This is a genomic window from Amycolatopsis sp. NPDC006125 (genome assembly GCF_040614195.1).
Lineage (GTDB): Bacteria > Actinomycetota > Actinomycetes > Mycobacteriales > Pseudonocardiaceae > Amycolatopsis_E > Amycolatopsis_E tucumanensis.
In genome coordinates this window covers 64,917-75,502 of the sequence record NZ_JBEXTZ010000034.1, presented here as the reverse complement: position 1 = coordinate 75,502, position 10,586 = coordinate 64,917, and the positions used below count along the sequence as shown (strand labels likewise).

11 protein-coding genes are annotated in these 10,586 nt (G+C 72.5%); all 11 read right to left on the bottom strand.

The window, feature by feature from the left end:
• Positions 1-154 precede the first annotated feature (154 nt).
• The 11 genes from tyrS to ABZ193_RS19245 all read right to left on the bottom strand — a co-directional run bounded on the left by tyrS (position 155) and on the right by ABZ193_RS19245 (position 10,515).
• Positions 155-1,429, bottom strand: coding sequence for a tyrosine--tRNA ligase (gene tyrS, locus ABZ193_RS19295; RefSeq protein ID WP_020420432.1), 1,275 nt, complete (start codon positions 1,427-1,429; stop codon positions 155-157).
• Between the two features lie 30 nt (positions 1,430-1,459).
• Positions 1,460-2,083 carry a DNA-3-methyladenine glycosylase gene (locus tag ABZ193_RS19290; protein WP_020420431.1) on the bottom strand — a complete coding sequence of 208 codons (624 nt, stop codon included), beginning with the start codon at positions 2,081-2,083 and terminating at the stop codon, positions 1,460-1,462.
• Positions 2,080-2,691 carry a VOC family protein gene (locus tag ABZ193_RS19285; RefSeq protein WP_354710844.1) on the bottom strand — a complete coding sequence of 204 codons (612 nt, stop codon included), beginning with the start codon at positions 2,689-2,691 and terminating at the stop codon, positions 2,080-2,082. Before ABZ193_RS19285 ends, ABZ193_RS19290 begins: the two co-directional genes overlap by 4 nt.
• Positions 2,688-4,106, bottom strand: a complete 1,419-nt coding sequence (argH, locus tag ABZ193_RS19280; RefSeq protein WP_020420429.1) for an argininosuccinate lyase — start codon at positions 4,104-4,106, stop codon at positions 2,688-2,690. Before argH ends, ABZ193_RS19285 begins: the two co-directional genes overlap by 4 nt.
• 20 nt (positions 4,107-4,126) lie before the next feature.
• A complete protein-coding gene (locus ABZ193_RS19275; RefSeq protein ID WP_020420428.1) occupies positions 4,127-4,630 on the bottom strand; it encodes an arginine repressor in 504 nt (167 codons plus the stop codon).
• The gene (argF, locus tag ABZ193_RS19270; RefSeq protein ID WP_017981992.1) at positions 4,627-5,562 is read right to left on the bottom strand and encodes an ornithine carbamoyltransferase; all 936 of its coding nucleotides are present in this window, start codon (positions 5,560-5,562) and stop codon (positions 4,627-4,629) included. Before argF ends, ABZ193_RS19275 begins: the two co-directional genes overlap by 4 nt.
• A gap of 7 nt (positions 5,563-5,569) precedes the next feature.
• Positions 5,570-6,769 carry an acetylornithine transaminase gene (locus ABZ193_RS19265; RefSeq protein ID WP_354710843.1) on the bottom strand — a complete coding sequence of 400 codons (1,200 nt, stop codon included), beginning with the start codon at positions 6,767-6,769 and terminating at the stop codon, positions 5,570-5,572.
• Positions 6,769-7,683 (bottom strand): acetylglutamate kinase, encoded by a 915-nt coding sequence (gene argB, locus ABZ193_RS19260; RefSeq protein WP_017981990.1) that lies wholly within the window; start codon positions 7,681-7,683, stop codon positions 6,769-6,771. Before argB ends, ABZ193_RS19265 begins: the two co-directional genes overlap by 1 nt.
• Complete coding sequence (argJ, locus tag ABZ193_RS19255) at positions 7,680-8,840, bottom strand: bifunctional glutamate N-acetyltransferase/amino-acid acetyltransferase ArgJ (protein ID WP_354710842.1); 1,161 nt, start codon at positions 8,838-8,840, stop codon at positions 7,680-7,682. The genes argB and argJ overlap by 4 nt, the downstream gene beginning before the upstream one ends.
• Entirely contained in the window at positions 8,837-9,865 is a 1,029-nt protein-coding gene (gene argC, locus ABZ193_RS19250) for an N-acetyl-gamma-glutamyl-phosphate reductase (RefSeq protein ID WP_020420424.1), read from the bottom strand. Before argC ends, argJ begins: the two co-directional genes overlap by 4 nt.
• 149 nt (positions 9,866-10,014) lie before the next feature.
• Entirely contained in the window at positions 10,015-10,515 is a 501-nt protein-coding gene (locus tag ABZ193_RS19245; RefSeq protein ID WP_020420423.1) for a helix-turn-helix domain-containing protein, read from the bottom strand.
• Between the last annotated feature and the right edge of the window lie 71 nt (positions 10,516-10,586).

Genomic DNA, 10,586 nt, shown 5'->3' with positions numbered 1-10,586 from the left:
ATCGGTGGGAGCTTGGTTCGTGACCCCCCGCCCGGATCCCGTTCCCTTGGGGCTTTTCTTCCCCGCCGGCCCGGTCTCCCTGGCGACGAAGAGAACTTTACATGGTCGGAAACCCCCCTCGAACAGGGGGGTCCCTTAACCGCGTTTGCCCTGGTCAGGCCAGCAATTTGACCCCGGCGGTGTTCCGCTTGCCGCGGCGGACCACGAGCCACGTCCCGTGCAGGGCGTCCCCGAGCTCCGGCCGCCACTCCTCGTCGGCGATCTTCGCGTTGTTCACGTACGCGCCGCCCTCCTTCACGGTGCGGCGGGCAGCGCCCTTGCTGTCCACGAGACCCGTGGCCACGAGGAGGTCGACGATCGTCGGCTCGTCCGCGAGCCGCACCTCGCCCACCGGCACCTCGGCCATGACCGCGTCGAGCGTGCGGGCGTCCAGCTCCGCCAGCTCACCGCGGCCGAACAGCGCCTGGCTCGCGGCGATGACCTGGCGCGTCTGGTCCTCCCCGTGCACCAGCGTCGTCAGCTCCTCGGCGAGCCGGCGCTGGCCGGCCCGCAGGTGCGGCTTCTCCTCTGTGAGCCGCGCGATCTCGTCGATCTCCTCGCGCGGCACGAAGGTCAGCATGCGCAGGTAGGGCAGGACGTCGGAGTCCGCGACGTTCACGAAGTACTGGAACCACGCGTACGGCGAGGTCATCTCCGGGTCGAGCCACAGGTTCCCGCCGCCGGTGGACTTGCCGAACTTGCGGCCCTCCGAGTCGGTGACCAGCGGCGTGGTCAGCGCGTGCACGCTCGCGCCGTCGACCTTGCGGATGTAGTCCACCCCGCCGACGATGTTGCCCCACTGGTCCGAGCCGCCGATCTGCAGCTTCGTCCCGTACTTCCGGAACAGCGTCAGGTAGTCGTAGGACTGCAGGAGCAGGTAGCTGAACTCGGTGTAGGAGATGCCGTCGGAGGCCAGGCGCCGCTTCACCGTCTCCCGCGCCAGCATCACGTTCACCGAGAAGTGCTTGCCGACGTCACGCAGGAAGTCCAGCGCCGACACGTCTTTGAACCAGTTCAGGTTGTTCTCCACGATCGCCCCGGTCGGCGAGTCGTCGAAGATCACGAACTTCTCCAGCTGCACCCGGATCTTCTCCAGCCGGGCGGCGGTCACCTCAGGCGTGACCAGCGAGCGCTCGCCGACGTCCCGCGGGTCGCCGATCTGGCCGGTCGCTCCCCCGCCGAGCACGATCGGCCGGTGGCCCGCCTGCTGGAACCGGGCGAGCGTCAGCAGCTGGACGAGGTGGCCGGCGTGCAGGCTTTCCGCGGTCGGGTCGAAGCCGCCATAGAGGGTGAGCGGACCGGCGTCCAGGTCCTTCCGCAGCGCGTCGATGTCGGTGGACTGCGCGATCAGCCCGCGCCAGGACAGTTCGTCGAGGATGTGTTCGCTCACGGCTCGATACTCTCCTACGAGGTCAACCGACTATTTGGCGGGGCGGGCCCGTCCGCCGCGCCGGTAGAGCGACACGGCCGGGGAGTCGTCGATCCAGAACCGCCATGGGGTGTCCATCGCCGCCGCCACCCCGACCCGCGGGCCGGACCGGACGCGCTCGGCGGGGATCTCCTCCCCCGTCAGCAGGCGCACCGGCGACTGCGGGTCCACCAGGTCGGCGCCGTTGTGCTGCGGGCCGATGCCGAGCGCGGACGTCAGCCGCGCCGGCCCGCGGGCCAGCTCGACGTCCTTGCGCGCGGCCTTGCGCCGGGATCGGGCCAGGTCGGCGCCGTCGGTGATCTCGGCGGCGCGCAACAGCACCGCTCCCGCCTCGCCGTCCTCGCGGCCGACCACGTTGGCGCAGAAGTGCATGCCGTAGACGAAGTACACGTACAGGTGACCCGCCGGGCCCCACATGACCGTGTTGCGCGCGGTGCGTCCGCGGTAGCAGTGCGACGCGGGGTCGTCCTCCCCGCGGTAGGCCTCCACCTCGACCAGCCGCGCGCGGACGGTGCCCTCGGAGCCCGTGCACTCCAGGACCGAGCCGAGCAGGACGTGGGCCAGGTCGACCGGGTCGATCGCCAGCTCCTCGCGTTTGAACAGGCGTCCGGTCATCGCAGTACCACCTCGCCACCGGGCGTGGCGAGCACCGCTTCCAGCCGCGGGGCCGGGCCGGTGACGACCGTCAGCGCGGCGTCCACCGCGGCGAGCGGGCCCGCGACGAGGCCCGGATCGGGGTGGACGCCGGTCAGCGACACCAGCGATGCACCCTCGGGCAGGCTCTCGCTCGGGTGCGGCGAGTCCTGCCAGTCGATCAGGAACGGCACCACTTCCCCGTCCTGCGCTGGGAAAGCCAGCGACCAGCTCAGCAGCACGCCGTCCGGCCGCCGTCGCGACATCGGCCGCGCGTCGCCGAACGGGTAGCCGGCGGCCCGCGACCGCTCCAGCGCCGCGGCCAGGTCCGGCACCCGGATCGCCCAGGCGACCAGCCGGGGGCCGGTCAGGTCGTCGATGCCGAACCAGCGCGGCCCGTCCGGCGCCTCCTGCTCCGGGTCGGGGCCGATGACCTCCAGGTATGCCCCGTCGCCGAGCCCGCTCAGGTGGTTGCGCGTGCCGCGCCCCGGGTGCGGGCCGCCGGGCACGAGGTCGATCCCGCGCCCGCGCAGCTCCGCCACCGTCCCGGCGAGGTCCGGTGTCGCGTAGACGAGGTGGTCGAGGTTCACCCGATCCACTGCCGGTGGTCGGCGACCCGCGCGACGAGCCGCTCCAGTTGCTCGGCCACGCGCGCTGGTGCGGTGCCGCCGCGGGCGTCGCGGGAGGCCACCGAGCCCTCCACGGTCAGCACCTCCCGCACCCGCGGGGTCAGCGCCGGGCTGATCTTCTCCAGCTCCTCGTCGGTGAGTTCGTCCAGGCCCGCGCCGCGCGCCTCGGCCACCCGCACGCACTCCCCCGCCGCTTCGTGCGCGACGCGGAACGGCACGCCCTGCCGCACCAGCCACTCGGCGATGTCGGTGGCGAGGGTGAAGCCGGCCGGGGCGAGCTCGGCCAGCCGCCCGGTATGGAAGGTCAGGGTGCCGACCATCCCGGCGATGGCCGGGAACAGCAGCTCCAGCTGCTCGACCGAGTCGAAGACCGGTTCCTTGTCCTCCTGCAGGTCCCGGTTGTAGGCCAGTGGCATGCCCTTGAGCGTGGCGAGCAGGCCGGTCAGGTTGCCGATCAGCCGTCCGGACTTGCCGCGCGTCAGCTCGGCGACGTCGGGGTTCTTCTTCTGCGGCATGATCGAACTGCCGGTGGCCCAGGCGTCGTCGAGCGTCACGTAGCCGAACTCGGCGGTGTTCCAGATGATGACCTCTTCGGCGATGCGGGAGAGGTTCACGCCCAGCATGGCCAGCACGAACGCGAACTCGGCGGCGAAGTCGCGGGACGCGGTGCCGTCGATCGAGTTGTCCACGCTGGTGGCGAAGCCCAGCTCGGCGGCGACGGCCTCCGGGTCGAGCCCGAGCGACGACCCGGCCAGCGCGCCCGAACCGTAGGGCGACTCGGCCGTGCGGGCGTCCCAGTCGCGCAGCCGGCTCACATCGCGCAGCAGCGACTGCGCGTGCGCGAGCAGGTGGTGCGCCAGCAGCACCGGCTGGGCGTGCTGGAGGTGGGTGCGGCCCGGCAGGATCGCGTCCGGGTGGCGGCGCGCCTGGGCGACCAGTGCGTCCACGACGTCCAGCGTGCCGGCCGCGACGCGCTTGCCCGCGTCGCGCAGCCACATCCGGAACAGCGTGGCGACCTGGTCGTTGCGGGACCGGCCGGCGCGCAGCTTGCCGCCCAGTTCGGCGCCCGCGCGCTCGATGAGGCCGCGCTCCAGGGCGGTGTGCACGTCCTCGTCGGCGACCGTCGGCGTGAACTCACCCGAGGCGACGTCCGCGGCGAGCGCGTCCAGGGCGGCGAGCATCCGGGTCAGCTCGTCCTCGGTGAGGAGCCCGGCCCGGTGCAGCACCCGGGCGTGGGCCCGGGAACCGGCGATGTCGTAGGGCGCCAGCCGCCAGTCGAAGTGGGTCGACGCGCTCAGCGCCGCCATCGCCTCGGCCGGTCCGCTGCTGAAGCGCCCGCCCCAGAGCGCGATCCCCGGTTGGCCGTTGTCTGCCATGTGTTCGTCTCAGCCTTCGCTCATCCGTCGTCGTGCAAGTCCAAAGTAGAGGAACGCCGCGCCAGCGCCGAGAACCGGTCGGCCAGGTCCCGGCCGGTGAGCGGCTCCCTGGCGATCACCGCGACGGTGTCGTCGCCCGCGATCGACCCGACCACCTCCTCCAGCGCGGCCCGGTCGATCGCGCTGGCCAGGAACTGCGCCGCGCCCGGCGGCGTGCGCAGCACCGTCAGGTTCCCGGACGCGTCCACCGACACCATCAGCTCCGCCAGCAGCCGCGACAGCCGCGACGTCCCGCCCTGGACCCCGCGCACCGGGCTGCCGTCCTCGGGGATCACGTACACCGGCGCGCCGGAGTCCGCGCCCCGCAGCTTGACCGCGCCCAGCTCGTCGAGGTCCCTGGACAACGTAGCCTGCGTGACCTCGACGCCCTCCGCCGCCAGCAGCTTCGCCAGCTCGGTCTGGCTGCGGATGGCCATCGACGAGACCAGCTCGACGATGCGGGCCTGCCGGGCGGCGCGGTTCATCGTCGCGAAGCCTCCTGCTCCAGGAGCCAGACCAGCAGCGCCTTCTGCGCGTGCAGGCGGTTCTCGGCCTCGTCCCACACCGCGCTGGCCGGGCCGTCGATCACCTCGTCGGTGATCTCCCAGCCGCGGTGGGCGGGCAGGCAGTGCAGCACGATCGCGTCGTCCCCGGCCTCGGCCAGCAGCTCGGTGTTGACCTGCAGCTTCTTGAACGGGGTGACCCGGTCCATGCCGTCGTTCTCCTGGCCCATCGAGGTCCAGGTGTCGGTGACCAGCACGTCGGCGCCCTCGACCGCGGCGTGCGGCTCGGTGAACAGGCCGACGCTGCCGCCGGTCTCCGCCGCCCGCTTCTTGGCGTCGGTCACCACGTCGGCGTCCGGCTGGAAGCCCTCCGGCGCCACGACCCGCACGTGCAGGCCCGCGGTGACCCCGCCGAGCAGCAGCGAGTGGGCCATGTTGTTGGCGCCGTCGCCGAGGTAGGTGAGCGTGAGGCCGGCGAGCTTGCCCTTGCGCTCGCGGATGGTCTGCAGGTCCGCCAGCACCTGGCACGGGTGGAACTCGTCGGTGAGGGCGTTGACCACCGGGACCGTGGCGGCCGAGGCCATCGCCACGATGCGCTGCTGGGCGAAGGTGCGCCAGACGACGGCGTCGACGTAGCGCGAGAGAACCCGCGCGGTGTCCTCGATCGTCTCCTCGCGGCCGAGCTGCATCGAGCGGCCGTCCACGATGATCGGGTGGCCGCCCAGCTGGGCGATGCCGACCTCGAACGACAGCCGGGTCCGGGTCGAGTTCTTCTCGAACAGCACGGCCACCGACTTCGGGCCGGCCAGTGCCCGGTTGGACAGCGGGTCCTTCTTCAGCTCGGCGGCCAGGTCGAGGACGGCCAGCTGTTCGTCCGGGGTCAGGTCGTCGTCGCGCAGGAAGTGGCGGAGCATCGGGCAGTCAGTCCTTCGTGGTGGTGGTGTCGAGCGCGCCGGGCAGCGCGGCGAGGAAGCCCTCGGCCTGCTCCTGGCTCAGGATCAGGGGCGGTGCCAGCCGGATCGTGTCGGGAGCGACCGGGTTGACCAGGTAGCCCGCGGCCTGGGCGGCCTGGGCGACGGCGGGCGAGACGGGCTCGCCGAGCGTGATGCCGATCAGCAGGCCGGCGCCGCGCACGCCCTTGACCAGCGGGTGGGCCATCTCCTCGACGCCGGCGGCGATGTCCTTGCCCACGCGGGAGACGTGGTCGATCAGGCCGTCGCGGGAGATCGCGCGCAGCACCGCGAGCCCGGCCGCGCAGCAGACCGGGTTGCCGCCGAACGTGGTGCCGTGCTGGCCGGGCTTGAACAACTCGCCCGCCTCGCCGACGCCGATCACCGCGCCCAGCGGCAGGCCGCCGCCGAGGCCCTTGGCCAGGGTGATGACGTCGGGGGTGATCCCGGCCCGCTGGAAGGCGAACCAGTCGCCGGTGCGGCCGATGCCGGTCTGCACCTCGTCGAGCACCAATAGGGCCCCGGCCGCCTTGGTGATCTCGCGCGCGGCCTGCAGGTAGCCGTCGGGCGCGGGGATGACACCGCCCTCGCCGAGGATCGGCTCGAGGAACACCGCGGCGGTCTCGGTGTCGACGGCCGCGCGCAGAGCGTCCACGTCGCCGAACGGGACGTGCACCACGCCCGGGACCAGCGGCTCGAACGGCTGCTTCTTGCCGGGCTGGCCGGTCAGCGACAGCGAGCCCATCGTGCGGCCGTGGAAGGCGCCCTCGCAGGCGACGACCTTGGTGCGGCCGGTGAGCCTGCTGATCTTCAGCGCCGCCTCGTTGGCCTCCGCGCCGGAGTTGACGAACAGGACCTTGCCCTGCCCGGTCAGGCCGGCGACGTCGAGCAGCGCCTCGGCCAGCTCGACGGTCACCGGGTTGACGTAGAGGTTGGAGGTGTGGCCCAGCTTGGTGATCTGCTCGGTGACCGCGGCCACGATGTCCGGGTGGGCGTGCCCCAGCGCGTTGACCGCGATGCCGCCGACCAGGTCGACGTACTCGGCCCCGTCGGCGTCCCAGACGCGGGCGCCCTCGCCGCGCACCAGGGTGAGGCCGGGGGTGCCGTAGTTGTCCATGAGCGCGGACTGCCAGTGCTGCCTGCCGTCCGCGTTGGAGGAGAGTGCATCCATCAGGACTCCTGTTCGGGGAGGACCATGGTGCCGATCCCGCGCGAGGTGAACACCTCGAGCAGGACCGAGTGGGCGATGCGGCCGTCGATGACGTGGGCACGGCGGGTGCCGCCGCGCACCGCGCGCACGCAGGCCTCCATCTTCGGGATCATGCCGCTGGCCAGGGTCGGGAGCAGTTCTTCGAGCCGGTCCACGCGAATCCGGTCGATCAGCGACGAGCGGTCCGGCCAGTTCGCGTAGAGGCCCTCGACGTCGGTCAGCACGACCAGCTTCTCCGCGTCCAGCGCAGCGGCGAGCGCGCCCGCCGCGGTGTCGGCGTTGACGTTGTGCACCACGCCGTCGGCGTCGGGGGCCACTGTGGACACCACGGGGATGCGGCCCGCGTTGACGATGTCCAGCACCGCGTCCGGGTTGACCGAGGCGACCTCGCCGACCAGGCCGACGTCGACGGACTCGCCGTTCACGGTGGCCTGCTTGCGTTCGGCGGTGAACAGCTGCGCGTCCTCACCGGAGATGCCGACCGCGTACGGGCCGTGGGCGTTGATGAGCCCGACCAGCTCGCGGCTCACCTGCCCGACCAGGACCATGCGGACGATGTCCATCGTCTCCGGGGTGGTGACGCGCAGGCCACCGCGGAACTCGCCTTCGATGCCGAGCCTGCTCAGCATGGCGGTGATCTGGGGGCCGCCGCCGTGCACGACGACCGGGCGCAGGCCTGCCAGCCGCAGGAACACCATGTCCTGGGCGAAGGCGCGCTTGAGCTCGTCGTCGATCATCGCGTTGCCGCCGTACTTGACGACGACGGTGGCGCCGTGGAACCGCTGCAGCCACGGCAGGGCCTCGATCAGCACGCCGGCCTTCTCGGCCGCGGTGGCCATCCGGTCGTCGGCCGCGACCAGTTCGGGAGGAGTCATGAGGAGTAGGCGCTGTTCTCTTCGACGTAGGCGTGCGACAGGTCGGTGGTGAAGATCGTGGCCGTGCTGGCGCCGACGCCCAGGTCGATCACGATCTCGATGGCACGGCCGGACAGGTCCGCGGCGGAGCGGTCGGCCGCCGTGGTGCCGTTCGCGAACAACGTGACGCCGTTGATGCTGATCGACAGCGTGCCCGGGTCGATCTCGGCCTGGGCGCGCCCGACGGCCATCGCGACACGGCCCCAGTTCGGGTCCGAGCCGAACAACGCGGTCTTGACCAGGTTGTCCTCGGCGACGGTGCGTCCGACGTTGATCGCGTCCTGCTCGCTGGCCGCGCCGCGCACGACGACGTCGACCTCCTTCGTGACGCCCTCGGAGTCCGCGCGCAGCTGCTGGACGAGGTCCATGCAGGCGGAGGTGAGGACGTCGGTGAACTCGTCGAGGCCCGGTGTGACGCCGCTGGCCCCGGAGGCGAGCACGAGGACGGTGTCATTGGTCGACGTGCCGCCGTCGACGTCGAGGCGGTCGAAGGTGACGCGGGTGGCGGCCCGCAGCGCGGCGTCGAGCGCGTCCGGGTCGACGACCGCGTCGGTGGTGAGGACGGACAGCATCGTGGCCAGGTTCGGCGCGAGCATGCCGGCGCCCTTGGCGAACCCGCCGACGCTCCAGCCGCCGTCGTGGCTCCGCAGCGTCTGCTTCGGCTTGGTGTCCGTGGTCATCACGGCGGTCGCGGCGGCCAGCGCCGAGTCGCTCGTGGTGTCCAGCGCCTTGACCGCGGCGTCCACACCGGACAGCACGGCGGGCATCGGCAGCCGCTCCCCGATCAGGCCGGTCGAGCACACCGCGACGTCGATCGCGCCGACCTCCAGCAGCTCGGCGACCTTCTCGGCGGTGGCGTGGGTGTCCTGGAAGCCGCCGGGCCCGGTGGCCGCGTTCGCGCCGCCGGAGTTGAGCACGACCGCGCGCAACCGCTTGTGCCGCAGCACTTCCTGGGACCACAGCACCGGCGCCGCCTTGACGACGTTGCGGGTGAAGACCCCCGCCGCCGCCTGCTCGGGCCCGTCGTTGACGACGAGCGCGAGGTCCAGAGCGCCGGATGCCTTGATCCCGGCGGCCACGCCTGCGGCGCGGAACCCCTTGGGTCCGGTCACGGTCACGGTGCGACTCCTACTGTCGGAAGGCCGGTGGTCTCGGGGAGACCGAGTGCGATGTTCATGGACTGGATGGCGCCGCCCGCGGTGCCCTTGGTCAGGTTGTCGATCGCGGCCACGACGACCAGGCGGCCGGCGTCGGCGTCCACCGCGACCTGCAGCTGCACGTTGTTCGAGCCGAGCGTCGCCGAGGTGACCGGCCAGCTGCCCTCGGGCAGGACCTGTACGAACGGCTCGGCCTGGTAGGCCTTTTCGTACACCGCGCGCGCCGCCGCCGTGTCGGTCTCGCCCGCCAGCGGCGCGCTCGCCGTGGTGAGGATGCCGCGCGGCATCGGCGCGAGGACCGGCGTGAACGACACGGTCACCGGCACGCCGGCCACCGAGGTCAGGTTCTGCGCGAACTCGGGCGTGTGCCGGTGCGCGCCGCCGACGCCGTACGCGCTCGCCGAGCCCATCACCTCGGAACCGAGCAGGTGCGGCTTGAGGCTCTTGCCCGCGCCGGACGTGCCCGTCACCGCCGTGATGGTCACCTCCGGCCGCACCAGGCCCGCCGCCAGCGCTGGTGCCAGCGCGAGCGTGCCCCCGGTCGGGAAGCAGCCCGGGACGGCGATCCGCTTGGCGCCGGCCAGCTTCTCGCGCGCGCCCGGCAGCTCGGGCAGGCCGTAGGGCCAGGTCCCGGCGTGGTCGCCGCCGTACCAGCGCTGCCAGTCGGCCGCGCTGGTCAGGCGGTGGTCGGCGCCCAGGTCGACGACCAGCACGTCGGGCCCGAGCTGGGCCGCGATCTCCGCTGAATGACCATGCGGCAGCGCGAGGAAGACCACGTCGTGGCCCCCCAGCGTCTCCGCGCTGGTCTCCTGCAGGATCCGCCCGGCCAGCGGGACCAGGTGGGGCTGGTGCTGACCCAGCGGTGTGCCCGCGCTGCTCGCCGCCGTCACCGCACCGATTTCGACCTCGGGGTGCGCCAGCAGCAGGCGGAGGGCTTCCCCGCCCGCGTACCCGCTCGCCCCGGCCACCGCGACCTTCACCGTCATACGTATGATTATGCATTGCGGCGGAAGATCAATCAAACGAGTTCCGGCAGGGTCACACCGACCGGGGCTGCGGTGTCAGCGCTCAGCGGTCATCGTCACCTCCGGAATCCGGCCGTCGGGCCCACGCGACAGCGGGTGAGGCGTCCCGCTCAGGCCGCATCTCCGCTCCCCTCCGGCGCGGGGCGCATGCTGGGCGGATCCGGCAGGTACTCGCCGCGGCGTTCCGGGTCGCACCCCACCCGCGGCAGGCGCGCCCGGATGCCGCCGGGACTGCGGGCGAGCTCCCGGGCGATGTCCGCGACGCTCTCCCCCGCGATCCACCGCCGCTCGAGTTCCGCGTCGAGCTCCGGCGTCCACGGCTTGCCCTGACCTGCCGGCCGGTCGCGGCCTCTTCGGCCACCCGGATCGGCCAGCGCCGCGTGGTGCCGCAGGGTCTCCGACAGCACCGAGCCGAGTGTCGCCGCCGCACCGGCGGCGACCTCGATCTGGCCGTCGGCCACCGGCTCGCCCTCGGCGCCGGCGGCGCCGACCCTGATCACGAGACGGTCGGCGAGCGCGTCACGGCCGCCGCCCGGCAGCGCGGTGACCTCGATGGAAAAGGTGGTGTTACCGGCCCGGAGAGTGCTCCGGTGCTCTTCGATGATGTTCATGCCCGGCACGCTAGCGACCCTCACCGACAGTTTTCGGTCACCAAGCGTCGCCGGGTGGTCGCGAGCCGAAA

What these genes read in the sequence shown, in the direction of transcription:
- argC (WP_020420424.1), bottom strand. Translation starts at nt 9,865, where the DNA reads ATGACGGTGAAGGTCGCGGTGGCCGGGGCGAGCGGGTACGCGGGCGGG.
- argF (WP_017981992.1), bottom strand. Translation starts at nt 5,562, where the DNA reads ATGCTCCGCCACTTCCTGCGCGACGACGACCTGACCCCGGACGAACAG.
- ABZ193_RS19275 (WP_020420428.1), bottom strand. Translation starts at nt 4,630, where the DNA reads ATGAACCGCGCCGCCCGGCAGGCCCGCATCGTCGAGCTGGTCTCGTCG.
- ABZ193_RS19245 (WP_020420423.1), bottom strand. Translation starts at nt 10,515, where the DNA reads ATGAACATCATCGAAGAGCACCGGAGCACTCTCCGGGCCGGTAACACC.
- ABZ193_RS19290 (WP_020420431.1), bottom strand. Translation starts at nt 2,083, where the DNA reads ATGACCGGACGCCTGTTCAAACGCGAGGAGCTGGCGATCGACCCGGTC.
- argB (WP_017981990.1), bottom strand. Translation starts at nt 7,683, where the DNA reads ATGACTCCTCCCGAACTGGTCGCGGCCGACGACCGGATGGCCACCGCG.
- ABZ193_RS19265 (WP_354710843.1), bottom strand. Translation starts at nt 6,769, where the DNA reads ATGGATGCACTCTCCTCCAACGCGGACGGCAGGCAGCACTGGCAGTCC.
- argH (WP_020420429.1), bottom strand. Translation starts at nt 4,106, where the DNA reads ATGGCAGACAACGGCCAACCGGGGATCGCGCTCTGGGGCGGGCGCTTC.